This window comes from Dactylosporangium sp. NPDC049140 (assembly GCF_040648435.1).
The window spans coordinates 753,451-780,283 of sequence record NZ_JBEZDS010000001.1 but is presented as its reverse complement, the minus strand read 5'-3'; the positions used below and the strand labels follow the sequence as shown (position 1 = coordinate 780,283).

Sequence of the window (26,833 nt, the reverse complement as noted above, 5' to 3'; positions counted from 1 at the left end):
ACGACGGCAATAAATGTCAAATGCGGTCGGTACGGCTAATTCGGACCGACCCTCGCCGTTGCCCTACCGGCTTTTCACGATTCGATGTCACAGCGTGAACCCCTCTTTTCCGTGCGTACGAAAGCTGGCATGTTGAGGCATCACCTCCACCAGCGAGAGGGGGCACGATGGGCCGACGGAGATGGGTGCACGCCGCAGTGGCGAGCGCACTCCTTCCGCCTCTGTTCGTTATCGTCTCGGCGAGTCCGAGCGAAGCGGCACCAATCCCGGCAGGCAGCCTGAAGGCCGTCGAAAACCTCAAACCGGCCAAGCAGTCCGAGATGGCCAAGGCACCGACGAGCCGAATGGCCAAGACCGACCCGTCCCTGCTCAACCGCTCCGACACCGCCAAGGTGGCGATCGCGGTCAAGCTCGACTACGACTCGACCGCGACCTATTCCGGTGATATCGCCGGATATGCGGCGACGAGCCCATCCGTAACGGGGAAGGCGCTGTCCGGCAGCGCCGACGAAAAGCGGTACGAGAACCGGATCGCCGGAATCGAGGACAAGTTCCTCGCCGACCTGAAGAAGCAGGTGCCCGACGCCAAGGTCGGGCAGCGGCTCCGGACGGTCTACGGCGGCATCGCGCTCTCCGTGCCGGCCGACAAGATCGGGACCATCCTCGCCATCGACAACGTGGTGGCGGTCCAGGCCGACTCGGCCCGGCAGCCGCAGACGGACTCCTCGCCGCAGTTCATCGGCGCGGACCAGGTGTACCCGCAGCTCGGCGGGGCGCCCAACGCCGGCAAGGGCGTGATCTTCGGCTCGCTGGACAGTGGCGTCTGGCCGGAGCACCCGTCCTTCGCCGACAACGGCAACCTCGGCGCGCCGCCCGCCAAGGCCGACGGTACGGCCCGCGCGTGCGACTTCGGCGACAACCCGCTGACCCCGGCGAGCGACCCGTTCGTGTGCAACAAGAAGCTCATCGGGGGCAAGGGCTTCCTGGACACCTACAACGCGCTGCAGCCGATGGAGGTGTACGGGTACACCGCCCGGGACTCCGACGGTCACGGCACGCACACCGCGTCGACCGCCGCCGGTGACCCGGTCGCCTCGGCGAAGATCTTCGACATCGAGCGCGGGCCGGTCAACGGCATCGCGCCCGGCGCGTGGGTCTCGGTGTACAAGGTCTGCGGGGCCACCGGCTGCTACGGCACCGACTCCGCCGCCGCCGTCGCCCAGGCGATCAAGGACGGCGTGAACGTCATCAACTTCTCGATCTCGGGTGGCGCGAGCCCGTACACCGACATCGTGGAGCTGGCGTTCTTCGACGCGTACAAGGCCGGCGTCTTCGTCGCGGCCTCGGCCGGCAACGCCGGACCGGGCGCGAGCACGTCCGACCACCTGTCGCCGTGGGTGACCACGGTGGCCGCGTCCACCCAGAAGCGCGCGTTCCAGTCCACGCTCACGCTGCAGTCCTCGGACGGCACGGGGGCGTCGCTGATCGGCACCTCGATCACGCCCGGTATCTCCACCCCGCTGCCGGTCGTGCTGGCCTCCGCGGCTCCGTACAGCGACCCGCTCTGCATCAAGACGCCACCCGCCGGTCTGTTCACCGGCAAGATCGTGGCGTGCCAGCGCGGGCCGAACCGGGTCCTCAAGGGCTTCACGGTCAAGCAGGGCGGCGCGGCCGGCATGATCCTGTACAACAACCCGGCGGCCGAGACGCTGAGCGACAGCCATTGGCTGCCGGCGGTGCACCTGGGCAACGGGGCGCCGTTCCTGGCGTACATGGGGGCTCACCCGAACGTCACGGCGAGCTTCACGCAGGGCGAGAAGGGAACACAGGCCGGTGACGTGATGGCGAGCTTCTCGTCGCGCGGCCCGGGCGGCAACTTCATCAAGCCCGACATCACCGCGCCCGGCACCCAGATCCTGGCCGGCAACACGCCGACCCCGGATGACATCGCCGTCGGCCCGCCGGGTAACTACTTCCAGGCGATCGCCGGCACGTCGATGTCCTCCCCCCACATCGCCGGCTCCGCGATCCTGGAGAAGGCGCTGCACCCGGGCTTCACCCCGGGTCAGATCAAGTCGTCGCTGATGACCACGGCGACGACCAAGGTGGTCAAGGAGGACGGGGTCACCCCGGCCGACCCGTTCGACCTCGGTTCGGGCCGCGTCCAGGTCAACCTGGCCGCGAACCCCGGCCTGACGTTCGACGAGACGGCCGACCGGATGTTCGCCCTCGGCAACGACCCGGTCAACGCGGTGCAGATCAACCTGCCGTCGGTGAACGCGCCCGTCATGCCGGGCAAGCTCACCGCCGTTCGAACGGCGAAGAACGTCACGAACAAGACGCTGCTGTACCGCGTCGAGACGACTTCCCCGAAGGGCTCCTCGATCACGGCGACGCCGGCGGTGTTCTCCGTCGCGCCGGGCAAGAGCCAGCAGATCAGCATCACGATCAAGTCCAGCGCGGCGCAGGGCCAGTACTTCGGTGAGGTCCGGCTCGTGCCGGTCACCGGCGGGGTACCGACGCTGCATCTGCCGGTGGCGTTCGTGCCCAAGCAGGGCGACGTGACGGTCACCCAGACCTGCACGCCGGCCGCGATCGGTCTGCTGCAGACCAGCAAGTGCACGGTCACGGCCACCAACAACACCTTCAACGACACCACGGCGGACTTCACCACCACGACGTCGCTGAACCTCCCGATCGCGGGGGCCAACGGCGCCAAGGTCGTGAACCCGTTCAAGGCGGAGAAGAAGGGCGCGCCCATTGCCGGGGCCGTTCCTGGTACCCCGTCGCTGACGCCCGGCACCATCGCCGGGTATCTGCCCCTGGATCTGTTCGGGATCACCCCGACGCCGGTCACCGACGAAAGCCTGCTCTCGTTCAACGTGCCCGACTACGTGTACAACGGCGTCACGTACAACTCGTTCACCATCTCGTCGAACGGGTACATGTATCCGGGCAGCGATGACAGCAACGAGAACAGCGTCTTCGACCCGCCCCCGATCCCGGACCCGTCGAAGCCCAACAACGTGCTGGCCCCGTTCTGGACCGACCTGAACGGCACCGGCGCGGACGGCATCTACGTGGCCAACCTGACCGACGGGGTCGACTCGTGGCTCGTGGTCGAGTGGCGGGTGAACGACTTCGGCACGGCGACGACCCGGCGGTTCCAGACCTGGATCGGCATCAACGGCGTGCAGGACATCGTGTTCGCCTACGACCCGGCGACGGTCGGGGCTCTGCCGAACGGGCAGAACCTGGCGGTCGGCGCCGAGAACGTCAACGGCACGGGCGGCCAGGGCCTGTACAACACCCTGCCGACCGAGGACCTGCGCATCGTCAGCACCGAACCGGTGCCCGGGGCGTCGACGTCCTACACCGTGACCGTGTTCGGCCTCATACCCGGCAACGGGGAGGTCACCACGTCCGTCAGCACGCCCGCGGTACCGGGCACGACGATCGTGAAGAGCACCGTGACGGTGAGCCCGAGGCTCAACCGCATCGGCACCTGATCCACCCCTGCACACAGGCGGCCGGCCCCTCCTCCGGGGCCGGCCGCTTCCATTTCCTCACAATGCCTTGCGCCGAGGGATGCCCCGCCCGAGGATCGAGGCCATGCGGACCTTTGCGAGCGCGGGCGAACTACTGGCCTCGGTGGGCGAGCACCTCGGCTACAGCGAGTGGCAGGACGTCACGCAGGAGCGCGTGAACCTCTTCGCCGACGCGACGGGCGACCACCAGTGGATTCACGTGGACCCGGAGCGGGCCAAGGAGGGCCCGTTCGGCACCACGATCGCCCACGGGTACCTGACCCTGTCCCTGCTGCCGATCCTGGTCGGCCAGGTGTACCGCGTCGACGGCGTCCGCATGGGCATCAACTACGGCCTGGACATGGTCCGCTTCCCGTCCCCGCTGCCGACGGGCTCGAAGATCCGCGCGGGCGTGGAGATCCTGGCGGCCGACGACAAGGGCGAGGGCTGGACCCAGCTGAAGTGCCGGGTGACGATCGAGCGCGAGGGCCACGAGAAGCCGGTCTGCGTGACGGACGCCCTGACCCGCCTGCTCATCTGACTTCGGCCGCTCAGCGCGCGGGCGCGTGACGCACCCGTGCGCTGAGCGGAAGAGCGTCAGGCGGGAAGATTCACCAGGTCGGCCAGCAGCGCACGATGGCGCGTCGCCGAGCCCAGAGCCGTCGCATTGGCCCGGGCGCGTTTGAGGTACCAATGCGCCGGATGCTCCCAGGTGAACCCGATCCCCCCGTGCAACTGCACGCACTCCTCGGCCGCCTTCACGGCTACCGGGGAGCAGAAGGCCTGCGCCAGGGACGCGGCAACCGGTAGGTCCGGGTCGTCGTTCGCCAGGCAGTCGGCCGCATAGCGCGCCACCGCGCGGGCCTGGGTCACCGCGACCCACAGGTCGGCCAGCCGGTGCTTGATCGCCTGGTACGAGCCGATCTGCCGGGCGAACTGGCGGCGCGTCTTGGCGTACTCGACCGTCGTCTCCAGGCACCACTCGGCGATCCCCAGCTGCTCGGACGCCAGTAGGGCCGCGCCCGCCAGCAGGGCCCGGGAAACGGGCGGGGCCGCGTCCGCCGAGACCAGCCGCGCCGGAGTGCCCTCGAACGCGAGGTCCGCCACCGGCCGGGTCAGGTCCAGGGACACCACCGGCGTCCGCGTGACGTCCGAGGCGTCGGCCGCGAACAGGCCCGCCGCCGTCGGCACCAGGAGGACGTCCGCGGTCAGGGCGTCGGCCACGGTGGTGACCGGGCCGGAAAGGGTAGCGCCGCCCTCGACCGTCCACTGCGCGGCGCCGGACAGCGGAATCGCCAGCGCGGCCGTCCGGGTGCCGGCGGCCAGTTCCGGAAGCAGAGGATCGTCCGCCGGCAGGGCCGCCGTCGCGAGGACCGCGCTGCCCAGGAACGGCACCGGTGCCGCGAAACGCCCCAGTTCCTCCATGACCACCGCGGTTTCCCGCCACGTGGCTCCCGCGCCGCCGGCGGACTCCGGGATCGGCAGGCCCGCGCAGCCCATGTCGGCCGCCAGCGCGCGCCACAGTTTCATGTCGGCCGCGCCCTCGAAGAGCGAAAGGTCGACGCGGTCCGACAGGAGCGAGCGCACCGATGCGCGCAGTTCCTCCTCGACCTCGGAGTACAGCAGGTCGCTCACTTCGGCAGGTCCTTCCACGCGACGTTCTTGTCGGCCCGCTGCTCCTGCGGCAGGCCCAGTACCCGCTCGGCCACGATGTTGCGCAGGATCTCCGAGGTGCCGCCCTCGATCGAGTTTCCCTTCGCGCGCAGGTACCGGTACCCCGCCGACCGCCCCGCGAAGTCCACCTGCGTCGGGCGCCGCATCGTCCAGTCGTCGTGGCGCAGGCCCTCCTCGCCGAGCAGGTCCAGCTCCAGGGCCGAGATCTCCTGGTTGAGCCGCGCGAAGAGCAGTTTCGAGGCCGAGCCCTCCGGCCCGGGCTGGCCGGCCGCGAGCTGCTGGCGCAACCGCACCCCCGTGAGCCGGGCCGCCTCCGCTTCCACCCACAGCCGCAGCAAGGCGTCGTGCAGGCCGGGCGAGCGGACGTCGGGGCGCGTCCGCCACAGCTCGGTCACGATGCCGATCGTGCCGCCCTCGCGCGGGATCGCCTGGCCGCCGATCGAGACGCGCTCGTTCATGAGCGTCGTCTGCGCCACGGCCCAGCCCTCGCCGACCGCGCCGAGGCGATCGGTGTCGGGAATCCGGGCGCCGGTGATGAAGACCTCGTTGAACTCCGCCTCGCCGGTGATCTGGCGCAGGGGGCGCACCTCCACCCCCGGCCCGGTCATGTCGAGCACGAAGTAGGTCATGCCCTGGTGCTTGGGCACGGCCGGGTCGGTGCGGGCGATGAGGATCGCCCAGCGGGCCTCGTGCGCCATGGAGGTCCAGACCTTCTGCCCGTCCACGACCCAGTCGTCGCCGTCGCGGACCGCACGCGTACCGAGCCCGGCGAGGTCGGAGCCGGCGCCGGGCTCGCTGAACAGCTGGCACCACACCTCCTCGCCGGTCCACAGCGGGCGCAGCCAGCGCCGGCGCTGCTCGTCGGTGCCGTGGCGCAGGATGGTCGGGGCGGCCATGCCGAGCCCGATGCCGATGCGCCGCGGATTGTTGTCGGGCGCCCCGGCCTCGGCGAACGCCTGGTCCACCGCGAGCTGCTCGGCCCGCGGGAGTCCGAGGCCGCCGAGGCCGGGCGGGTACTGCACCCAGGCCAGCCCCGCGTCGAACCGCGCCCGCTGGAAGTCCAACGGGTCCATACGAACAGGATCATGACCGGCCAGAAACTCCCGGGCGAGGTCCGCTGTACTCAAAGGAGGTACCCCTCTAGTTCAGTGGCCCGCCGGCCACGTAGATCACCTGACCGGACACGAACCCGGCACCGTCGCTGACGAGGAACGAGATGGTGTGCGCGATGTCGTCGGGCCGCCCGACGCGCCGCACCGGGATCTGCTCCGCGGCCCCCTTCTGGAAGGTCTCGAAGTCGATCTTCATGCGCGCGGCGGTGGCCGCGGTCATGTCGGTGGCGATGAACCCGGGCGCGACCGCGTTCGCGGTCACGCCGAACGGGCCGAGCTCGATCGCCAGGGTCTTGGTGAAGCCCTGCAGGCCGGCCTTGGCCGCGGAGTAGTTCACCTGGCCGCGGTTGCCCAGCGCCGAGGACGAGGACAGGTTCACGATCCGGCCGAACTTCGCCGCGGTCATGTGCGCCTGGGCGGCCCGGCTCATGAGGAACGCCCCGCGCAGGTGCACGCCGATGACCGTGTCCCAGTCGCCGTCGGTCATCTTGAACAGCAGGTTGTCGCGGATGACGCCGGCGTTGTTCACCAGCACCACGGGCGGGCCGAGCTCGGCCACGGTCCGCTCGACGGCCGCGGCGACCTGCTCGGCGTCGGCGACGTCGGCGCCCACGGCGAGCGCCCGCCCGCCGGCCGTGGTGATCTGCTCGACGGTGTCCTTGCACGCGTCCGCGTCGAGGTCGAGCACGGCGACGGCGTGGCCGTCGGCGGCGAGGCGGATGGCGGTGGCGGCTCCGATGCCGCGGGCCGCGCCGGTCACGATGGCGACGCGGTTCAGGTCAGTAATGGTCACGACACCGATCCTCCCGCGTGAGACAGGGTCTCGAAAAGTATGCACTAGGAGTGCATATTCCCCAAACGAGGGTGAGCGCCGCGAGCACCGCGAGCATCCCCGGCTGCGACACCCTCCTGGACCTCTTCCAGTCCGGCCCGGCGGACGCGGCCCGGTTCGAGGCCGGCACCAGCGGCCCGTTCCTCGCCGAGAGCCTGGCCCAGGAAACCGACATAAACTCCATGGCGGGCACATGTGCCCGCTGCACGGACGCCGATGACGAAGGCGACACCACGAACGTGAGCGTCACGCCGGGTCTGACCTGCACACTCGTGCACTTCAGGCAGCCCGGGGTCGACCGCGCCGAGACCGAGTCGATCGCGAAGGCGGCCGTCGCGAAGATCAAGCGACAAGAATGAGGTCATGCGGTTCGGCACGTTCAACCTGATGCACGGACGCTCGCTGACCGACGGGCTGGTCGAGACCGGCCGGATCTGGTCAGGGATCGCGCAGCTCGACGCCGATGTGCTCGGCCTGCAGGAGGTCGACCGGGCCCAGCCGCGCAGCGGGCACGCCGATCTGGCCCGGATCGCGGCGGACGCGCTCGGCGCCGAGCACGCGATGTTCGTGCCGGCGGTCGTCGGCACACCCGGGGAAGCCTTCCGGCCCGCCACCGACGAGGACGCCGAGGGCGTCGACCCGCACTACGGCGTGGCCCTGGTCAGCCGCTATCCGGTGCTGGAGTGGCGGATCACCCGCCTGCCCGCGGCCCCGCTGCGCGCCCCGATCGTGATCCCCGGCCCGAAGGGGATGCGGCTGACGCTGCTCGACGACGAGCCGCGGGTGCTGCTCGCCGCGGTGGTCGCGACCCCGGTCGGGCGTATGACGGTCGCCACCACCCACCTGTCGTTCGTGCCCGGGTGGAACGTCCGGCAGCTGCGGATGGTCCGCCGGGCGCTGCTCACGCTGCCCGCCCCGCGGGTCCTGCTCGCCGATCTGAACCTGCCCGGCGGCCTGCCGCGGCTGTTCTCCGGGTGGCACCGGCTGGCCGGCGTGCCGACCTACCCCTCCCAGTCGCCGCAGGTGCAGTTCGACCACGTGCTGGCCGACCGGCGCAGGATCGAGCGGCTGGGGCGGGTCATCGATGTGACGAGCCCCTCGATGCCGTTCTCCGACCATCGGCCGCTCGTGGTGACGGTGCGTGGCCGCTGGTAGATCACCAGGCGGAGGCGTCGCGATTGCGAAGAGTGCTCGGATAACTACGATTCTTCGGCGCCTTGTAGATTGGGCGTTCGTTTGTTGGGATGCGTACCGTCAGTGATTTTTCAACCGAAGGTACAAGGCCGCAGAGGCCGCCGGTCCGGAGGATTAGAGCCGTGAAAGGTCGCCACCGCTCAGCGGGGTCGTCGGGCGGAGCGCTGAAGCTGGGCGCCGCCGCCGTCGCCGTGCTCATCGTCCTCGCCGGTAGCTGGTACGCGTTCAACAAGTACTCCAAGCCCGCCTGCGGTGGTACCGCCGCGAAGCTCAGCATCGGCGCGGTCGCGGACATCGCGCCCGCGCTGCGCCAGCAGGCCGCGGACTGGGCCGAGCAGGCCAAGCAGAACGGCAACTGCGTCGACATCGAGGTCTTCGACGAGGACCCGGCCGACGTCGCCGCCGCATTGGCCGGCAAGGCCGAGAAGTCGCTGACGGGCGTCGGGCAGGCCAACGGCAAGACCCGCATCCCGGACGTCTGGGTCGCCGACTCCTCGCTGTGGCTGCAGCGCATCCGCGCGGTCAACCCGCAGAGCCTCCAGGCCGGCGCGCACTCGATCGCGCTGAGCCCGGTCGTGCTCGCCATGCCCGAGCCGATCGCCACGGCCTCCTTCGGCTGGCCGAACAAGAACATCTCGTACGCCGACCTGGTGACCAAGGTGGCGACCGACCAGAAGGTCAAGGTCGGCATCGTCGAGCCCAGCCGCGACGCGACCGGCCTCGGCAGCCTGCTGACCCTGGCCACCGTCGCCCAGCAGGCCGGCGGCGGCAACCAGACCCAGGCGACGCAGATCGCCACCGCCGCGCTGCGGGCGCTGGCCGCCGGGCGCTCCTCGGTGCGCTCCGACCTGGTGCAGAAGTTCCCCCGCGGCAGCGACCCGGCCGCGCTGGGCAGCGGCCTGACCGTCGCCCCGCTGTCGGAGCAGGCGGTCATCCAGTACAACGGCCAGCAGCCGCCGGTCCGCCTGGCCGCGCTCTACGCCGAGCCGTCGGCCCCGCCGATGGACTACCCCTACGTGGTGCTCAGCGCCGACAAGGCCAGCATGGCCGACGAGCTGCTCAAGCAGCTCAACAGCCAGGACTTCCGCGACAAGCTCGGCGCGATCGGGCTGCGCGGCGCGGACGGGGCGCCCGGCAAGGGCTTCCAGACCCCGGCCAACGCCCCCGGTGCGCTCGCGGCCGCGGCCCCGCAGCTGCCCGACGCGGCCACGGTCGAGCAGCTGCTGAGCCGCTGGCAGGCGATCACGCTGCCGGCCCGCATGCTCGCCGTGATCGACGTCTCCGGCTCGATGCTGGAGCCGGTGCCGACCGCCGGCAACGCGACCCGCATGCAGGTCACGCTGGAAGCCGCCCGCAAGGGCATGAGCCTCTTCGACGACTCCTGGTCGCTCGGCGTGTGGATCTTCTCCACGCTGCTGGACGGCAACAAGGACTACAAGCAGCTGGTGCCGATCGGGCCGCTGGTCAGCCAGCGCGCGACCGCGCTGCAGGCGCTGGCCACCATCCAGCCCAAGAAGAACGGCGACACCGGCCTGTACGACACGATCCTCGCCGCGTACAAGGCGGTGCAGAGCGGGTACGAGAGCGGCCGGGTCAACTCGATCATCGTGATGACCGACGGCGAGAACGACGACCCCGCCGGCGGCCTGAAGCTCGAGGATCTCATCGCGCAGCTGAAGGCCGCGGCCGACCCGCAGAAGCCGATCCAGATCATCCTGATCGGCATCGGCGACAAGGTCGGCGAGGCCGCGATGAAGCAGATCACCGACTCGGTCGGCGGCGGCACGTTCGTCGCTCCGGACCCGGCGAAGATCGGCGACATCTTCCTGCAGGCCATCTCGCTGCGCGGCCAGATCGCGCAGCCGAAGTAAGGGCTACCAGCCGGACTTGCGCGCCTGCGCCTCGTACAGCAGGACGGACGCGGAGACCGACACGTTGAGCGAGTCGCCGGACCCGAGCATGGGGACGGCGACTCGCTGGTATCCGTGGCCGTACCAGCCCTTGGCGATGCCGTACCGCTCGCTGCCGACCACGAGCGCGGTGCGCCCGCCGTAGTCGGCCTGCCGGTAGTTGACGGCCTCGTCGGTGTCGGCCAGCAGCACCGTGAAGCGCCGCGACTCCAGCCACGCGACCGCGTCGTCCACGGTCTCGAACTCCAGCGTCGGTACCGTCAGAATCGTCCCCTGGCTCGCCCGGATCACCTTCGGATGCGTGAGCCTGGTCTTGCGGTTGGTCAGCACCAGGCAGTCCGCCCCGCACGCGTCGAGCGAACGGATCAGTGTGCCGAGGTTGCCGGGGATCTCCAGCCCGTCGGCCACCAGCACCAGCGCCGTCTTGCCGAAGCGCAGGTCGCGCTCGTCCCAGCGGGGCAGCGCGGCCAGCGACAGCAGCCCGTCGGGCTTGTCACGCTCGGAGATCTTCTCCAGCGTGCGCAGGGAGATGCGGAACGAGCGCTCGGCCCGCTCCGCGATCTCCTCGGCCCGCTTGTGGGCCTCGTCGGCGTAGATCGCCTCCGGGCACCAGAAGAACGTGTCGATCGGGGCCCCGGCCTCCAGCAGCATGTTGTGCGCCCACAGCCCCTCGGCGACGAAGAGCTTGTACCGGTTCGGTGCGGTGTTGTTCTGGATGTGCTGCACCTGCCGGACGGCCGGGTGTTGGAGCCCGATGGCCTGAAGTTCCATCACAGGCTGACGGTAGCCGACAGCTCCTCCGCCTCGGAGATGGCCCAGTCGCGCACGTTGCCGGCCGCGGTCAGGTCGCCGCGGACCCGCTCCAGGGTGGCGACCGGCCCGGCCACCTCCAGCCGGGCCACCTCGGCGCGCATCGACTGCTGCGCGGCCGACTTGGCCCGCCGGATCGCCCCGAGCACCTCGGCCGCCACCGTGAACGGCGCGACGTCGGCGGTGGCCGGCGCCTCGGGCCAGGCCGCCCGGTGCACCGAGCCCTCCTGCCACCAGGACCAGACCTCCTCGGCCACGTACGGCAGGAACGGCGCCAGCAGCCGCTGCACCGCCGACAGCGCGACGGCCAGCGCGGCCCGGGCCGACGCCACCTCCGCCGGCGCGGCCTCGCCGTAGGCGCGGGCCTTCACCAGCTCCACGTAGTCGTCGCAGAAGGTCCAGAAGAACTGCTCGGTGACCTCCAGCGCGCGGGCGTAGTCGAAGCCCTCGAACGCGGCGGTCGCCTCGCGGACCACCGTGGACAGCGCGCCGAGCAGCGCGCGGTCCACCGGCTCGGTCACCGCGGTCGCGTCGGGGGCACCCCCGGAGCCGAGCCCGAGCACGAACCGGCTCGCGTTGAGCAGCTTCACCGCCAGGCGCCGGCCCACCTTGAACTGGTTCACGTCGATGGCGGTGTCCACGCCGCGGCGGGCGCTGCCGGACCAGTACCGGATCGCGTCGGCGCCGTACTGGGCCAGCAGCTCCTCGGGCGAGTCCTTGGCGTTGTCCTTCGACTTCGAGATCTTCTTGCGGTCGGGGTCGAGGATCCAGCCGGCGATCGCGGCGTGCCGCCACGGCAGCACGCCGTGCTCGAACTGGGCGCGCAGCACGGTGGAGAACAGCCAGGTGCGGATAATCTCGTGTGCCTGCGGCCGCATCGCCATCGGGAACACCAGCGCGAACAGCTCCGGGTCGTCGAGCCAGGCCCCGGCGATCTGCGGGGTCAGCGACGACGTCGCCCAGGTGTCCATGACGTCCGGGTCGCCGACGAAGCCGCCCGGCATGCCGCGGTCGATCTCCTCGTAGCCCGGCGGGACCTCGCTGCTGGGGTCCATCGGCAGGGACTCGGGCACGATCGGGTCGTGGTAGACCGGGTTGGCGTCGGCGTCGAGGCGGTACCACAGCGGAATCGGCACCCCGAAGAACCGCTGGCGGCTGATCACCCAGTCACCGGTGAGCCCCTCCACCCAGTGCTCGTAGCGGGTCTGCATGTGCGTGGGCTCCCACTCGAGCTCCCGCCCGCGCTCGAGCATGATCTCCCGCAGCTCGGGAGTGCGGGCGCCGTTGCGGATGTACCACTGGCGGGTCGCCACGATCTCGACCGGCCGGTCGCCCTTCTCGTAGAACTTCACCGAGTGGGTGATCGGCCGCGGCTCCCCGTCGAGCTCGCCGGAGGAGCGCAGCAGCGCCACGATCTTCTCCCGCGCCTGGTGGACCGTCAGCCCGGCCACCGGCGCGTAGAGGTCCTCGTCCACGCCGTCGGGCGCGGTGAGCCCGAGCCGGCCGTTGCGCTGCATCACGGTGCGGGTCGGCAGGTCCAGCTCCCGCCACCAGATCACGTCGGTGAGGTCGCCGAACGTGCACACCATCACCAGGCCGCTGCCCTTCTCCGGGTCGGCGAGGCGGTGGGGCAGGATCGGCACCTCCACGTTGAACAACGGGGTCCGCACGGTACCGCCGAAATGCGCCCGGTACCGCTCGTCGCCCGGGTGCGCCACGAGCGCCACGCACGCCGGCAGCAGCTCGGGCCGGGTCGTCTCGACGAAGTGCTCGCCGAAGCGGATCCGGTGGAAGGCGCCCGGCCGCTCCCGGTCCTCGAGCTCGGCCTGCGCCACGGCGGTCCCGAACGACACGTCCCACAGGGTCGGGCCGTCCAGGGGGTACGCCTCCCCGCGCGCGAGGCTGTTGAGGAACCCGCGCTGGGCGGTGGCGCGGGCCCGGTCACCGATCGTGGTGTACAGCAGCGACCAGTCCACCGACAGGCCCAGGAGCTTCCACAGCCGCTCGTAGGACTGCTCGTCCATCGCGGTCTGGCGCTGGCAGAGCTCGATGAAGTTGCGGCGGCTCACGAGCACCCGGTCCTTGCCGGGCTTCGCCGGCGCCTGAAAGTCCGCGTCGTACGGCAGCGTCGGGTCGCACTGCACGCCGAACGTGAGCTGCACACGGCGCTCGGTCGGCAGGCCGTTGTCGTCCCACCCCATCGGGTAGAACACCTCGCGGCCGCGCATGCGCTGGTACCGCGCGATGATGTCGGTCTGCGTGTAGGAGAACACGTGCCCGATGTGCAGCGCCCCGCTCACCGTCGGCGGCGGCGTGTCGATGGAGAAAATGTCCTCCCGGGCCGCGGTGCGGTCGAAGCGGTACGTGCCGTCTACCTCCCATACGCGCGCCCACTTCTCCTCGAGACCGTCGAGACTGGGGCGCTGCGGTATGCGATCGGTTTCAGGCATGGATCTCATGCTATGGCCGGCCCCGGTCACACACCTCTCAATTCCCGCAGCGATCGGGGGTTTTGTCCGGTTAGCCGCTCGACGTCGCCCGTGACCTGCTCCAGCTCGCCGTTGGCGATGGCCTCGTACGACGTCACCCAGCCGGCGACCTCGAACTCCGGCGCGCCGAGGTGGGCCCGCGACGCATAGGCCTCCGCAACGGTCTCCGGGACATAGGTCAGGTGCAGGACCTCCGCGGCCTCGTGCAGCGTGAACGCTTCCGGCCCGGTCAGGGTGTACGTCCGGCCGTCGTGCGAGTCCGGGTCCTCGAGCACCGCCACGGCGCAGGCCGCGATGTCGTCGTAGCTCACGGCGGCGATGCGCCCGTCCCCGGCCGGCCCGCGGATGACCCCGTCCGCGCCGGCGAGCCGCGGAACCATCTCGAGGTAGAGGTTGTCCCGCAGGAAGGTGAACCGCAGGCCGCTCTCCCGGATGTACTGCTCGGTGTGCCAGTGGTCGCGCCCGAACGTGAACGTGCAGTCGGCCGCGGCCCCGGCGAAGCTGAGGTAGACGATCCGCCGCACGCCCGCCTGCACCGCCGCGTCGACGGCCGTCTTGTGCGCCCGCAGCCGGTGCGGGTCCTCCCGCCCGGACACCAGGAACAGCGTCTCCCCGCCGCGCAGCGCCTCGACCATCCCCGCGAGATCGGCGTAGTCGGCGGCCCTTTCGGCCCCGGGCAGCTTGGCGGCGTCGCGCACCATCCGCACGTACGGCTTCGAGAGCCCTTGGGCGACCCTGGACCCGACCTGCCCCGACGCTCCGCTGACAATGATCATGCCGTCAGTATCCTCCCTGCTGGACGTGCGTATGACGAGCGTCGTACATTGGGGTATGCCCTACCGTTGGTGGCCGGCGACCCTGGCGGCCCTCAGCGGAATCGACCCGCTCGAGGCCCTGGAGGCCCTCAACGCGGACCGTCGACTCCCACGGGCGGGCGAGGCCCTGGGCCTGCCGGTCCTGAGCGTGTGGGCCCGCACCAAGGCGGGACGACCGCTGATCGTCGTCCTGCGACACGAAGGCGGCCTGGAGTGGCTCATCGTCGGCGCGCTCGACATGACGCCCACCCAGCAGTCCGAGTTCCAGGCATGGGAGGTCTCGCAATGAGCCAGCCGCACCCCCGGGCCACCGACGACGAGCTCGACCAGCTGGCCCTGGCCGTCGCCGCGGGCAACATCACCTACACGGACACCCCGGCGACCCTCCCCCCGAGACCGGACGGCGAGACCATGGCCGTGTACTCGGTACGCCTGCCGACGGACACCGCCGAGCAGCTGGCGACGCTGGCGAAGGACCGCGGCGTGAAGCCCTCGACACTGATGCGCCAGATGATCGAACAGTGCCTGGCCACGGAGGCCGACGACCACCCGATCTCCCTGTCGGACGCCTTGCGCGCCCTGACCACCCTGCGCCGGGTCGCCTGACATACCTCTGGCCGACCGCCCACCCGCATCCACGGGTTGCGGGTGGTCGATCATAATCGTCGCGTGCAGAAACCCCTCATCGCCGCCGTCGCGGCGACGGCGGCCGGCGCGGCGAGCGCATTGATCGCCCTGGCCGCCCCGGCGTCCGCCGCCGCGACGGCTCCCCGGCCGGTGCTCTACGTCGGCGGCACCGGAACCGGGCTCGCCACCGTGGTCGACGCGGCCACCGGCAAGGACGTGAACACGATCACCGAGCGGCCGCCGGTCGACGTCAAGGGCGGCACCGGTGGGATCGCGTTCGATCCGGTCAAGGGCCGGGCCTACGTGGCGAACGGGACATCCATCAGCGTGGTCGACCCCGCGCGCAGCCAGATCGTCGGCAGCGCCGGCGCCGGGGGCCCGGTGCGGGGCCTGGCGGTCACTCCGGACGGCGGCCGCATCTACGCCGCGACCACCGTCGGCGAAGTCACGGTCATCGACCTCGCGAACCTTTCCGGCTACACGACCGTCGCCGTCGGCGGCAATGCGAGCGATGTCGCCGTCACGCCCGACGGCAAGCGCGTCTACGTGGCCGTCGAGGGCGCCGACGACGGTACCGCCGGCCGGGTCGCGGTCATCGACGTCGCGTCCGGGGCCGTCACCACGACCGTCACGGTGGGCCGCAAGCCCACCGCCGTCGCCATTGCGCCCGACGGCCGGCGCGCCTACGTCACCAACCTCGCCGCCGGCACCGTGTCGGTGATCGACACCGCGACGAACACCGTCGCCGCGACCATCACCGCCGGCGCCGAGCCGGCCGATGTGGCGGTCACGCCGGACGGCCGGCGGGCGTACATCACCAACCGTCTCCCGGGCACCGTGGCGGCCGTCGACACGACGACGAACGCGGTCACGGCGACGATCGCGCTGCCGGTCGGCGAGCACCCGAACGGCATCGCCATGGCGCCCGACGGCAAGCACGCGTACGTCACCGCCCAGGGCGTCTTCAACGACCTGGTCCCGATCGACACGACCACCGACACGGCGGAGGTGGCGATCGACCTGACCCGCGGCGCCTACGGCATCGCCTACGTCACCGTGCCCGAGCCGGCCGCGCTGGCGCCGTCCTTCACCTACAGCGACCGCACGAACCCCTACGGCTTCGTGCAGTTCGACGCGACCGACTCGCTCACCGGCGTGGCCCGCATCGTCGCCTACCGGTTCGACTACGGCGACGGCACCGGTGTCGCCACCCCGCAGCGCGACCCCTCGCACACGTTCCCCGGCCCCGGCACGTACGTCGTCACGCTCACCGTGACCGATGCCGACGGCCGGACCGGAACCACCGCCCAGCCGCTGCGCATCACCTGGCTGAGCCGGCCGGTCGCGCTGCTGGCGCTGAGCAATCTGCGGTACGTCACCGCGGAGGACGCCGGCCGCCAGCCGCTCGTGCCCAACCGGACCGCGGCCGGCGCCTGGGAGCGGCTGGAGCTGGAAGACCTGGGCAACGGCGACGTGGCCCTGCGAGCCTCGGTCAACGGGCGCTACGTGACCGTCGACCCCGCTACGTCGCGCCTGGTCGCGAGCGCGACGACGCCCGACCGGTTCCAGTACGTGTCCGGCCCCGACGGCGTGATCAGCCTGCGGTACCGGGCGACCGGCAAGTACGTGAGCACGAACTACGACCGCCAGCTGACCGCGGACCGCGACGCGGCCGGCCCGTGGGAGCAGTTCCTCGCCGCCCGGAGCACGAACATCACCTTCGCGGCGAAGGTCAGAGGCCTGGTCACCGCCGAGGCGGGCGGCGCGCAACCACTGATCGCCAACCGCACGTCCGCCGGCGCGTGGGAGACCTTCGACCTGATAGACGCGGGCGACGGGCAGGTGGCCCTCTTCGCGCACGCGAACTCCCGGTTCGTCGCGGCGGAGGCGGCGGGCGCGCAACCACTGATCGCCAACCGCACCGCGGTCGGCGCGTGGGAGAAGTTCCGGATCATCCCCAACATGGACGACACCCAGGGGCTGGTGGCGAGCGTCAACGGCCGGTACGTCACCGCGGAGGCGGGCGGCGCGCAGCCGCTGATCGCCAACCGCACGTCGGCGGGCGCGTGGGAGAGGTTCGCGGGCCTGCGCTGATGCCGCGATCGACCCGACCGGCGCGGGGGGCATTTTGCTCCAGGCGCGGGTCAGGTGCGTGCAGATTACAACGAACTGTCGCGATGGCATGGCGGGCGGCAATAAGGCGGGCCGCGTCACTCGGCAGGGTGGTTGATGGCTGGTCGGAGCCGATTGGGGCCATACGTCGTTGCTATCTGCACGTGCACGTTGGAAGAATCGTCGTGTTCGTTGATATCTCGCGGCGCAGCGCCCGAGCCCCGGCTGTGTGCTGACAAGGGGTCCGCGCGGTCGGGTGAAAAGGGCGGGCGTCCGCACTCGTCAACTGACCCTTGGCGGTCCGGGCGCCCGCCCCCCAATGCCAACCTACGTGTACGCACGAGAGGCGGTTCAGCAAACGTGGGCAACTCACAGGCCGGCGTCGTCGCGGCGCAGCAGGTCGTCTCCCAGCATCTTCCCTCGCTGACCGGGGAGCAGTGCTCCGCGTGCGGGGACGTTTTCCCGTGCGGGTTCCGCCGCGTCGCCGATCGGACGCTCAACGCGTTCGGGCTGTTACCCCGGCGCGTGCCGGGGGCCGCGCTGCAAGCCGCCGGCGTCCGGCCGCCGCACAACCAGAGGCCGAGCGGGCGGAATCGGCGCGATCTCGACTGGGCGAACGCGGACCGGAACCTGCGCCGGCGCGGGTGGTTCGAGGCCGTGGTTAATCCCGCGGTCGGGCGAGCCAGGGTGCCGGGCTAAGCGCTCACGTCCAGCGCCAGCGGCGCGGGGTAGCCGCGACGCTCGGCGGCCGGGCGCTTCCACGGCTCGTGCACGGCCTTGCCGGGAATGCCGGCCAGCTCGGGCACGTAGCGGCGCACGTAGTCGCCGGTCGGGTCGAAGCGCTCGGCCTGGCGGATGGGGTTGAACCGCCGGTACGGCTTCGTGTCGTTGCCGGTGCCGGCGACCCACTGCCAGTTGCCGTAGTTGTTTGCCACGTCGCCGTCCAGGAGTTGGTCGAAGAAGTGGTCGCCGCCGGCGCGCCAGTCCAGGTTCAGGTGCTTGGTCAGGAACGACGCGGTGATGAGGCGGGCGCGGTTGTGCATCCAGCCCTCGGCCAGCAGCTGCCGCATCCCGGCGTCGACGATCGGGACCCCGGTGTGCCCCTCCTGCCAGGCCTGCAGCGCGTCCTTCTCGTCGCGCCAGCGGTCCTCGGCGCCGGAGCGGTACGCCTGGTGCCGCAGCGCCGGGAACGCCGACAGCACCTGGTGGTAGAAGTCGCGCCAGCACAGCTGCCGCAGGAACGGCTCCGCGCCCTCGCGGCCGCGCACCGTCTCCGCGACCTCGCGCGGGGAGAGGCAGCCGAAGTGCAGGTACGGGCTCAGCCGCGACGTGCGGTCGGCGGCGAGGTCGTCGTGGATGTCGGCGTACGACGAAAGCGAGGGCAGCCAGGAGGACAGCCGCTGCCGGGCCGCGGTCTCGCCGGCGGAGCCGGTGGTGCCCTTGAACCAGGATTTCGGCAGGTCGGGCGGCAGTACCAGCCGCTCCGGGGCGTCGAGCACCGGGCGCCACGAGGCGGCCTCCCACGCGCGGTAGTACGGCGTGAACACCTTGTAGTGCGAGCCGCCCCCGCCCGGCCGGACCGCCCCGGGCGGCAGCACCGTCACGCCCGGGAAGGTCTTGAACGCGACGCCGGCCGCGGCCAGGCGCGTCTCCCGGGATCGCGCGTAGCCGCTCACATCGCCGGCCACCGCGATCGCCGTCGCCCCGGCCGACCTGGCCACCCGCAGCGCCTCGTGGACCGGGTCGCCGCGCAGCTCGGCAAGGTCGCCGCCGCGCCGGCGCAGCGCGGCCCGCAGGTCGTCGAGCGCCCCGCGCAGGAACCGCCGCCGGTGCTCGCCGACGGCCAGCGCCGCGTCGTGCACGAAGAGCGGCACCACCGCGTCGAACGCGCGCGCCGACTGCGCGAGCGCCGGGTTGTCGTGCACCCGCAGGTCGCGCGTGAAGAGCACGACACAGACGGTCATGCGGCGGTACCGCGAAGATCCAGCAGCCCCGCGCCGTCCCGCTGCTGCGGAATCTCCACCGCGGACGGCGCCGGCACCGGGGCGCCCGGGCGCGCCAGGACGCACGACAGCGCCACCGCGAGCCGCTTCCACTTCGGCACCGTCGCGCGGCGCGCGAACACGTCGCAGTCCTGCGCCTCGACCTCGTCGAGGATCCCGCCGTACAGGCGGTAGGCCGCACGCATGCACGACTGCGACGCGGGCGCCAGCATCGGGATGCCCGGCGCCGCGAGGGCATAGTGGCGGCGGGCGCGGCTCATCTGGTACCGAACCAGGCTCTTGATCTTTTCGGAACTTTGCTTCGAGGCGAGCGCCGCCTCGAGGTCGGCGCGGGTGACGCCGAACTCGGCCAGGTCGCGCTGCGGCAGGTAGACGCGCCCGCGCTCCAGGTCCTCGGCCACGTCGCGGATGAAGTTCGTGAGCTGGAAGGCCAGGCCCAGCTGCCGGGCCGGCTCGCGCGCGGCCGCACGGTCGGACGACTCGAGGATCGGCAGCATCATCGTGCCGATCACCGCCGCCGAGCCCTCCATGTACCCGAGCAGGTCGTCGTACGTCTCGTACTCGGTGACGGTCAGGTCCATCGCCATGCTGTCGAGGAACTTGCGGAAGTCCTCGAGGTCGATGTCGAACACCTGGATCGTGTGCAGCACCGCCGGCAGCAGCGGGTCGTCGGTGTGCCCGCCCCGCAGCCCGCGCAGGAACTCGGCCGACCAGGCGGCGAGCTCGTCGGCGCGCTCGCGCGGGGTGCGGCCCTCGGTGCGGTCCACGATCTCGTCCGCGTAGCGCGTGAACCCGTAGAGCGCGTGCACATGCCGGCGCTTCCAGGCGGGCAGGAGCCGGGTCGCGAGGTAGTAGGTGCGACCGTGGAACCGATGCAGCGCGCGGCACCGCTCGTAGGCGGCGGCTAAGGACGCGTCCATCTGACCTCCAGGCTCGCATGAGAGCTAATCGACGCAGCAATCGACGCAAGGTCGAGCCTACGCTACTGTTGACGACGCAGCTACCCGAAACGTTCAGGGGGACACCATGCGGACCGTCGAGGGGCGAACCGATCGGGTGGTCGTCGTCGGCGCGGGCCTGGGCGGACTCGCCGCCGCCATCCGCCTGGCCGCCGCCGGCCGCGCCGTCACCCTGCTCGAGCGCGAGGACCAGCCGGGCGGCCGGGCCGGGCGGCTCGTCCTGGACGGCTACGAGTTCGACACGGGCCCGACCGTGCTCACCATGCCGGACCTGCTCGCCGACCTGCTCGGCACCGTCGGCGAGGATCTCACGGCCTGGCTGCCGATGGAGAAGCTCGACCCGGCGTACCGCGCCCACTTCCCCGACGGCTCCACGCTGGACGTCATCGCCGACACCGCCCGGATGGCCGGCGAGGTGGCGCGGGTCTGCGGGTCGCGGGAGGCCGACGGGTACCTCCGCTTCGTCGACCACGCCCGCGAGCTCTGGGCGCTGGAGCGCGACGACTTCATCGACCGCAACCTCGACCGCCCGCGCGACCTCGTCACGGCCAACCTGTGGCGGCTGGCCCGCCAAGGCGGCTTCGGGCGACTGCAGGCCAAGGTGGACCGGTACTTCAAGGACCCGCGGACCCGTCGCATCTTCTCCTTCCAGGCCATGTACGCGGGCGTCGCGCCGCACCAGGCCCTCGCGCTCTACGCGGTCATCGCCTACCTCGACTCGGTCGCCGGGGTGTACTTCCCGCGCGGCGGCATCCACGCCGTCGCCCGCGCGCTCGCCGGGGTCGCGGAGAAGCACGGCGTCGAGATCGTCTACGGCACCGAGGTGAGCCGCGTCGAGACCGCCAACGGGCGGGCGACCGGGGTGTCCACCGCGGACGGCCGCCGTTATGCCGCCGACGTCGTGGTGCTCAACCCCGACCTTCCGGTGGCGTACCGCGACCTGCTGCCCCCGACCCGCTGGCGCAGCCCGTTGCTGGGCCCGCTGCGGTACTCGCCGTCCTGCGTGGTGCTGCACGCCGGCTCCCGCCAGGCCTACGGCTCGATCGCGCACCACAACATCCACTTCGGGCGGGCGTGGCGCGAGACCTTCGACGAGGTCATCGACCAGGGCCGGCTGATGAGCGACCCGTCGCTGCTGGTCACCAACCCCACGCGCAGCGACCCGTCGCTCGCCCCCGAGGGTCGCCAGACCTACTACGTACTCGCCCCGACACCCAACCTGACCGCGAAGCTGCTCGACTGGCGGGGCACGCTCGCCGGCACCTACCGCAGCGAGCTCATCGAGACGCTGGAGCAGCGGGGGTACGTCGGGTTCGGCGACGGCATCGAGGTGTCCCGGTTCATCACGCCCGCCGACTGGGCCGACCAGGGCATGGCCGCCGGCACCCCGTTCGCCGCGGCGCACACGCTGCGCCAGACCGGCCCCTTCCGGCCGGGCAACCTGCACCCCACACTGTCCAATGTGGTCTTCGTCGGCTCGGGCACGCAGCCCGGCGTCGGCGTGCCCATGGTGCTCATCTCCGGCCGCCTCGCGGCGAGCCGGGTCACGGGAGAGTCGTAGCCCTTGTCACGCGAACACCAGCTGGTCGAACTCGTCGCCGCCGACGGCCGGGCCGAGGGCACCGCGACCGTCGAGGCCGCCCACCAGGCCCCCGGCCGGCTCCACCGCGCCTTCTCCGTGCTGCTCGTGGCGCCCGACGGCCGGATCCTGCTGCAGCAGCGCGCCGCGGTGAAGACCCGGTTCGCGCTGCGCTGGGCCAACTCCTGCTGCGGGCACCCCGCCCCCGGCGAGCCGGTCGAGGCCGCCGCCGCGCGCCGGCTGGGCGAGGAGCTGGGGGTCCGCGCGCCGTTGCAGGAGGTCGGGGTGTACCTGTACCAGGCCGCCGACCCCGACTCCGGGCGTGTCGAGTTCGAGTACGACCACGTGCTCACCGGCCCCTACGAGGGCCCGGTCCGCGCCGACCCGGCCGAGGTGGCCGAGACCGATTGGGTCGCCCCGGACGAGCTCGCCGCGCGCATCAGCCGCTTCCCCGACTTCTACGCGCCGTGGCTCGCCGGGGTGCTCGACGCCTGGCGGTCAGCCGCGCGATGAACGGGGCCGCCGCCTACTCGGCCGGGGCTGTGGCGCGGCGGCTCGGCGTCGCCGTGACGACCCTGCGCACCTGGCACCAGCGCTACGGGATGGGTCCGTCGCTGCACGAGCCGGGGCATCATCGGCGGTACACCGAGCAGGACATCCAGCGCCTGGAGCTCATGCAGCGCCTGATCGTCGAGGGCGTCGCCCCGGCCGAGGCGGCGCGCTGGGCCCAGCGTCCGGTCCTCGCCATGGCCTCGCCCGAGGTGGGCCCGGACCTCTCCGCCGTCCGCGGGCTCAGCCGCGCCGCGCTGCGCCTGGATGCGCCGGCCGTGCGCCAGCGCGTCGCCGAGGCCGTCCGCGAGCTCGGGGTGACCGCGGCGTGGGACGGCGTGCTTCGGCCCGTCCTGGCCGGGATCGGGGAGCGGTACGCCGCGACGGGCGAGTTCGTCGAGGTCGAGCACCTGGTCTCGGGGTGCATCTCGGCCGTGCTCGGGGCGGTGCCGCGGCCGCCGGTCGGGGTACCGCCGAAAATTCTTCTGGCTTGTGCCGACGACGAGCAGCACAGCCTGCCGATCGAGGCGGTCGCGGCGGCCCTGGCGGCCGACGGGGTGCCGGCCCGGTCGCTCGGGGCCCGGGTGCCGCTCGAGGCATTGCTGGCCGCCGTGCGCCGCACCGGTCCCGCGGCGGTGCTCATCTGGTCGCACCTCACGTCCACCGGCGCACCCGAGCAGCTCGCCGCGATCCTCGCCGAGCGCGTCCGGCCGCTCGTCCTCGCCGCGGCCGGCCCGGGCTGGCCTCGGCCGTCCGTGCCATCGGGCGTCCTCCTTCCGGACAGTCTGGCCGAGGCGTTGGGAATGCTGCGCTCGGTACACGACCAGCCCTCTGCGTAAAAGAACCTTGTGCCAGTACTCCCGGGTTCGTGCCATGGGCCGAATGCGGGAGCACAGTGACGGTCTCGAATCAGTAACGTGTGGCTCCGTCAGAGAAACCCCATAGACCCCTCGGAGCCCCTCATGCCTCGTCTACGACTCGCCGCGGTGGGAGCAGTGATCAGCGCCGCCGCCATCCTGGCCTTCACGGCCGGCTGCGACTCCGGCACACCCTCCGCCGCCTCGTGGCACGCGCAGTCCGGCTCCGGCTCGTACCCGGGCTCCGGCCAGGGCGGCGGCGACCCGATCGCCCACCCCGCGGCCGCCCCCGCCGGCTCCACCCCCGCCGCCAAGCCGTCGGCCTCCGCCTCGGCCTCACCCTCGGCGTCCACCTCGGCCGCCCCGTCGGCGTCCGCGTCGACGGCCCCGCCCGCGGACGGCATCATCCGCACCACGGGCGACGCGACGGTGGCCCTGACCTTCGACGACGGCCCCGGCCCGGACACCCCGAAGATCCTGCAGATGCTGCGCGACCAGGGCATCAAGGCCACGTTCTGCCTCATCGGGGTCAACGTGCAGGAGTACCCGCAGTACGTGCAGGCCATCGTCAAGGACGGCCACACGCTGTGCAACCACACCTGGAAGCACGACGAGAGCCTCGGCAAGAAGTCCGCCGACGTGATCCGCGCCGACCTGCAGAAGACCAACGACGAGATCCACAAGGCCGTCCCCGACGCCCAGATCAAGTACTTCCGCCACCCCGGCGGCAACTTCACCCCGACCGCGGTGCAGATCGCGTCGGACCTGGGCATGAAGTCCATCGGCTGGAGCGTCGACCCGTCGGACTGGAACACCAAGAAGTGGTCCGGCCAGCAGATGACCAACCACATCTGCTCGAACGTGAGGAACAACACCAAGCCGGGCTCGATCGTCCTGTCCCACGACGGCGGCGGCGATCGCAGCGCCACGATGGCCGCGTACAAGACCCTCCTGCCGGAGCTGAAAGGCAAGTTCACACTGGTGGCATTGCCGGTCTGAGCTGGACTTCCTCCTCCTGCCACGCCACGGACGGATACTCATTTGGAGAACGCTGGAGCGGTCACGTATGCTCTGAAAGCCTCCGGCGGGGCCGGATGGGAGCAACACCGTACGAGTCGCGATATGCGATGATTGCGGGGCCGCCCTCATCGTCTAGCGGCCAGGACGCCGCCCTTTCAAGGCGGTAGCACGGGTTCGAATCCCGTTGGGGGCACGTGGTACATGTACATAGCTAGGTCCTGTGGAGCAGTTGGAGTGCTCGCCGCCCTGTCAAGGCGGAGGTCGCGGGTTCAAGTCCCGTCAGGACCGCAAGGCCCACTGTGTGGGTCACTCTGGGCAGGTAGCTCAGTCGGTACGAGCGTCCGCCTGAAAAGCGGAAGGTCGGCGGTTCGACCCCGCCCCTGCCCACAAAGCTCTTCGCCGGGCTTTACAGACCCCGACCAGCGGAAACGCCGGTCGGGGTCTCTGTATGTGAGCAGCCCGCCTCCACGATCATCCGTGTAGCAACGACACCCTGCGCGGCAGCGGACGGTCAGCGAGGTATAGCTTTCGCTACACTCGTCTCCGTGACCACACCGGAGTGGGGCATCTACGTTGTCGACGAAGTGCGCGCCTGGATCTACTCGTTGGAACCGTCAGCGAAGGCAAGAGTCGTTCTTGCGATCGATGCCCTGGCGGAGAACGGACCCAGCCTCGGGCGACCCCTCGTCGACACCATCACGCATTCGTCGCTGGCCAACCTCAAAGAGCTACGACCTGGGATGATGCGCATCCTGTTGTCTTCGATCCTTGGCGGTCCAGCATCCTGCTCGTCACCGGCGACAAGGCTGGGCAGTGGGACGCTTGGTACCGGGAGGCGATACCGCTCGCGGAACAGCGCTACGAGGTCTACCTGAAAGAACGGGCGAAGGAAGAGGGGGACCAGCGATGAGCAGCTACGTGCGCTGGAGCGACATCCGAGGCGAACTCGTCGAGCAGGCGGGCGGCGAAGAAGCCGTTGCCGCTGGCAAGCAGGAGCTGTTGGCCGAAGTCACCGGCCACCGGCTCGCCGAAGCGCGCCGCAGGCGTGGGATGACGCAGCAGCAGGTCGCGGACCGCATGGGCGTCACCAAGGGCCGAGTCTCCCAGATCGAACAGGGCAAGGTCTCGGGGCAGGAGGTTCTTGCCCGCTACGCCGTGGCCTTGGGCGGCCGCCTCCACCAGGCCATCTACTTCGACGACGGCGACATCACGGCAATCGCCTGACCTCCGGCGCCGTGTAGCAACGCGTGTAGCAACGGCCGCGTCTTCCTGCCCTACAGTCGCGCGCCTCCGTTACCCCGACCGGAGTGGATACTCCGGGTCATCGACGAGGCCGGCGCTCCACTGCGGCGGCCAGGGTTATTGTTATGGCCATTCGGCTCTATGGTGGATCTATCACGACCGCAATCTTCGACCTCCGTTCGATCACGGCAAGTGGTCGAGCCGCAGGTATCCAGAAAGGTCGGAATGCCACTCAAGGTGCGTGAAATCATCAAGATGGTCGAGTCCGACGGCTGGTCGCTCGCACGGACTCGCGGCAGCCATCGCCAGTACGTTCACCCGACGAAGCGGGGCGTCGTCACGATTGCAGGCAACCCGAGCGCGGACTTGCCACGCGGGACGGAGCGCAGCATCCCTGAGGCAGACGGGACCGTGATGGGGGGAGCAACAATGAGCGGCTACGCAATCGTTGTAGAACAAGCAGAAGACGGCGGCTACGGCGCCTGGTCGCCCGAGGTTCCCGGGTGCGTTGCATTGGGCGCTACGGTCGATGAGACGGTGGCCGAAATGCGGGTGGCCATCAAGCTTCACCTGGAGTTGCTCGCGGAGCGCGGTGAGCCCCTCCCGCTCCCCACGGCCGTCAGGGTCGATCTCCTCGCGGCATGACCAGTAGGCCCGCCGTGTAGCAACGCGTGTAGTAAGGATGACTACCTCGGGCTGGGCGAAACGCCGAACCGAATCGAGCTGATCGATGGGAGCCTGCTGGCGAGTCCCGCGCCGAGTTCGCGCCACCGGCGTCTCTCGTGTCGCATCGCCAACCAGTTGGACGCCCCAGCTTCGTCCGCAGGCCTGCTCGTCTACGAAGCGGTGAACGTTCGGCTGCACACAGATCGCCTCGTCATTCCCGACCTCGCGGTTGTGGATACGACCGACGACTTCGTGGTTGTCGACGCCGCGCAAGTCGCGCTGGTCGGCGAGATCGTCTCGCCCGGCAACCGGCAGCGGACCGCGTCATGAAGATGCACTTCTACGCCGCCGCACGAATCGAGTGGTACCTCCTCGCCGAGCAAGAGTCGTCGGACTCGCTCACCCTCCGGCTGAACCGGCTCGATGGCACCCACTACGTCGAAGCTTCCGTCGCCAAGTCCGGCGAGATTCTGAACGCCGATCACCCCTTCCCGTTCCAGCTCGACACTCGCGCCCTGCTTGTCCCCTGGACAGCAACCGGACCTGTTTCGTGTAGCAATGCGTGGGTGGTCGCACCCACACACGTTCGCCAGGGGTCAGGGCTCCCTTCGAGCGGAGCTGCTCAGACCTGAAAAGCGAAGGTCGGCGGTTCGACCCCGCCCAGGCAGCAATGCCGGTCGGGGTCTTTGTCTGTGCCCAGCCCGGCACCGCGATCATCCGTGCGGCAACGGCGAACTGCCAGGCAGCAGACGGTCGTCGACCCGGTTGCCGGCGACAAGCTGGATTGCCGAGCGACGCTGACGCAGCAGGCAGGGCGCCTCCATCCGGCGATCTACTTCGACGACCCTGAGGACAC

General features: G+C 70.9%; 24 protein-coding genes, 3 tRNA genes and 1 pseudogene. 20 read left to right on the top strand and 8 right to left on the bottom strand.

Annotation, left to right across the window (positions count from 1 at the left end; translation table 11 throughout):
• Positions 1–320: 320 nt before the first annotated feature.
• Together AB0B76_RS03535 and AB0B76_RS03530 are read left to right on the top strand one after the other, a co-directional pair.
• Complete coding sequence (locus AB0B76_RS03535) at positions 321–3,509, top strand: S8 family serine peptidase (protein ID WP_360368562.1); 3,189 nt, start codon at positions 321–323, stop codon at positions 3,507–3,509.
• Positions 3,510–3,612: 103 nt separating this feature from the next.
• Positions 3,613–4,068: a MaoC family dehydratase gene (locus tag AB0B76_RS03530; protein WP_360368559.1), complete on the top strand. Its 456-nt coding sequence runs from the start codon at positions 3,613–3,615 to the stop codon at positions 4,066–4,068.
• Between the two features lie 56 nt (positions 4,069–4,124).
• Here the strand turns inward: AB0B76_RS03530 and AB0B76_RS03525 are convergent, their stop codons facing one another.
• From AB0B76_RS03525 to fabG, 3 genes are all read right to left on the bottom strand, one after another.
• A complete protein-coding gene (locus tag AB0B76_RS03525; protein WP_360368556.1) occupies positions 4,125–5,162 on the bottom strand; it encodes an acyl-CoA dehydrogenase family protein in 1,038 nt (345 codons plus the stop codon).
• Positions 5,159–6,274, bottom strand: coding sequence for an acyl-CoA dehydrogenase family protein (locus AB0B76_RS03520; RefSeq protein ID WP_360368553.1), 1,116 nt, complete (start codon positions 6,272–6,274; stop codon positions 5,159–5,161). Before AB0B76_RS03520 ends, AB0B76_RS03525 begins: the two co-directional genes overlap by 4 nt.
• Positions 6,275–6,341: 67 nt before the next feature.
• A complete protein-coding gene (gene fabG, locus AB0B76_RS03515; protein ID WP_360368761.1) occupies positions 6,342–7,100 on the bottom strand; it encodes a 3-oxoacyl-ACP reductase FabG in 759 nt (252 codons plus the stop codon).
• Between the two features lie 77 nt (positions 7,101–7,177).
• Between fabG and AB0B76_RS03510 the strand changes: the two genes are divergently transcribed.
• The 3 genes from AB0B76_RS03510 (at position 7,178) to AB0B76_RS03500 (ending at position 10,210) form a co-directional block, all read left to right on the top strand.
• Complete coding sequence (locus AB0B76_RS03510; protein ID WP_360368550.1) at positions 7,178–7,504, top strand: hypothetical protein; 327 nt, start codon at positions 7,178–7,180, stop codon at positions 7,502–7,504.
• A 4-nt stretch (positions 7,505–7,508) separates the two neighbouring features.
• Positions 7,509–8,300: an endonuclease/exonuclease/phosphatase family protein gene (locus AB0B76_RS03505; RefSeq protein WP_360368547.1), complete on the top strand. Its 792-nt coding sequence runs from the start codon at positions 7,509–7,511 to the stop codon at positions 8,298–8,300.
• 161 nt (positions 8,301–8,461) lie between these two features.
• Positions 8,462–10,210: a VWA domain-containing protein gene (locus AB0B76_RS03500; protein WP_360368544.1), complete on the top strand. Its 1,749-nt coding sequence runs from the start codon at positions 8,462–8,464 to the stop codon at positions 10,208–10,210.
• A 3-nt stretch (positions 10,211–10,213) separates the two neighbouring features.
• Here AB0B76_RS03500 and AB0B76_RS03495 read toward each other — a convergent pair whose 3' ends face one another.
• Genes AB0B76_RS03495 through AB0B76_RS03485 form a run of 3 tightly spaced genes read right to left on the bottom strand, consistent with a single transcriptional unit; the run spans position 10,214 to position 14,324 of the window.
• Entirely contained in the window at positions 10,214–11,020 is an 807-nt protein-coding gene (locus AB0B76_RS03495) for a TrmH family RNA methyltransferase (protein ID WP_360368759.1), read from the bottom strand.
• Complete coding sequence (gene valS / locus AB0B76_RS03490; protein WP_360368541.1) at positions 11,020–13,509, bottom strand: valine--tRNA ligase; 2,490 nt, start codon at positions 13,507–13,509, stop codon at positions 11,020–11,022. The genes AB0B76_RS03495 and valS overlap by 1 nt, the downstream gene beginning before the upstream one ends.
• Before the next feature lie 26 nt (positions 13,510–13,535).
• The gene (locus AB0B76_RS03485) at positions 13,536–14,324 is read right to left on the bottom strand and encodes an SDR family oxidoreductase (protein WP_360368538.1); all 789 of its coding nucleotides are present in this window, start codon (positions 14,322–14,324) and stop codon (positions 13,536–13,538) included.
• Between the two features lie 55 nt (positions 14,325–14,379).
• On the opposite strand from AB0B76_RS03485, the gene AB0B76_RS03480 reads away from it, so the two are divergent.
• The 3 genes from AB0B76_RS03480 to AB0B76_RS03470 all read left to right on the top strand — a co-directional run bounded on the left by AB0B76_RS03480 (position 14,380) and on the right by AB0B76_RS03470 (position 17,084).
• Entirely contained in the window at positions 14,380–14,652 is a 273-nt protein-coding gene (locus tag AB0B76_RS03480; RefSeq protein ID WP_360368536.1) for a hypothetical protein, read from the top strand.
• A complete protein-coding gene (locus AB0B76_RS03475) occupies positions 14,649–14,969 on the top strand; it encodes a CopG family transcriptional regulator (protein ID WP_360368533.1) in 321 nt (106 codons plus the stop codon). Before AB0B76_RS03480 ends, AB0B76_RS03475 begins: the two co-directional genes overlap by 4 nt.
• A gap of 63 nt (positions 14,970–15,032) precedes the next feature.
• On the top strand, positions 15,033–17,084 hold the full coding sequence (locus AB0B76_RS03470) for a PKD domain-containing protein (protein ID WP_360368531.1): 2,052 nt from the start codon (positions 15,033–15,035) through the stop codon (positions 17,082–17,084).
• 713 nt (positions 17,085–17,797) lie between these two features.
• Here AB0B76_RS03470 and AB0B76_RS03465 read toward each other — a convergent pair.
• Positions 17,798–19,066, bottom strand: a complete 1,269-nt coding sequence (locus AB0B76_RS03465; RefSeq protein WP_360368529.1) for a deoxyribodipyrimidine photo-lyase — start codon at positions 19,064–19,066, stop codon at positions 17,798–17,800.
• Entirely contained in the window at positions 19,063–20,025 is a 963-nt protein-coding gene (locus AB0B76_RS03460) for a phytoene/squalene synthase family protein (RefSeq protein ID WP_360368526.1), read from the bottom strand. Before AB0B76_RS03460 ends, AB0B76_RS03465 begins: the two co-directional genes overlap by 4 nt.
• 106 nt (positions 20,026–20,131) lie before the next feature.
• Between AB0B76_RS03460 and crtI the strand changes: the two genes are divergently transcribed.
• From crtI to AB0B76_RS03400, 12 genes and pseudogenes are all read left to right on the top strand, one after another.
• Positions 20,132–21,625, top strand: coding sequence for a phytoene desaturase family protein (crtI, locus tag AB0B76_RS03455; protein ID WP_360368523.1), 1,494 nt, complete (start codon positions 20,132–20,134; stop codon positions 21,623–21,625).
• Between the two features lie 21 nt (positions 21,626–21,646).
• The gene (gene idi, locus AB0B76_RS03450) at positions 21,647–22,156 is read left to right on the top strand and encodes an isopentenyl-diphosphate Delta-isomerase (protein WP_360368757.1); all 510 of its coding nucleotides are present in this window, start codon (positions 21,647–21,649) and stop codon (positions 22,154–22,156) included.
• Entirely contained in the window at positions 22,153–23,031 is an 879-nt protein-coding gene (locus AB0B76_RS03445) for a MerR family transcriptional regulator (RefSeq protein WP_360368520.1), read from the top strand. The genes idi and AB0B76_RS03445 overlap by 4 nt, the downstream gene beginning before the upstream one ends.
• A 123-nt stretch (positions 23,032–23,154) precedes the next feature.
• Positions 23,155–24,048, top strand: coding sequence for a polysaccharide deacetylase family protein (locus tag AB0B76_RS03440; RefSeq protein WP_360368517.1), 894 nt, complete (start codon positions 23,155–23,157; stop codon positions 24,046–24,048).
• Positions 24,049–24,190: 142 nt separating this feature from the next.
• Positions 24,191–24,262 (top strand) — tRNA-Glu (locus AB0B76_RS03435).
• Between the two features lie 21 nt (positions 24,263–24,283).
• Positions 24,284–24,357, top strand: a tRNA-Asp gene (locus AB0B76_RS03430).
• Positions 24,358–24,382: 25 nt separating this feature from the next.
• A tRNA-Phe gene (locus AB0B76_RS03425) sits at positions 24,383–24,456 on the top strand.
• 158 nt (positions 24,457–24,614) lie between these two features.
• Positions 24,615–24,979, top strand: a pseudogene (locus AB0B76_RS03420) (type II toxin-antitoxin system RelE/ParE family toxin).
• Positions 24,976–25,293: a helix-turn-helix transcriptional regulator gene (locus AB0B76_RS03415; RefSeq protein WP_360368514.1), complete on the top strand. Its 318-nt coding sequence runs from the start codon at positions 24,976–24,978 to the stop codon at positions 25,291–25,293. The pseudogene AB0B76_RS03420 and the gene AB0B76_RS03415 overlap by 4 nt, the downstream one beginning before the upstream one ends.
• A gap of 210 nt (positions 25,294–25,503) precedes the next feature.
• A complete protein-coding gene (locus AB0B76_RS03410; RefSeq protein ID WP_360368511.1) occupies positions 25,504–25,956 on the top strand; it encodes a type II toxin-antitoxin system HicA family toxin in 453 nt (150 codons plus the stop codon).
• Positions 25,957–26,007: 51 nt separating this feature from the next.
• Positions 26,008–26,307: a Uma2 family endonuclease gene (locus tag AB0B76_RS03405; RefSeq protein WP_360368755.1), complete on the top strand. Its 300-nt coding sequence runs from the start codon at positions 26,008–26,010 to the stop codon at positions 26,305–26,307.
• Positions 26,304–26,609, top strand: a complete 306-nt coding sequence (locus AB0B76_RS03400) for a hypothetical protein (protein WP_360368508.1) — start codon at positions 26,304–26,306, stop codon at positions 26,607–26,609. The genes AB0B76_RS03405 and AB0B76_RS03400 overlap by 4 nt, the downstream gene beginning before the upstream one ends.
• Positions 26,610–26,833 lie beyond the last annotated feature (224 nt).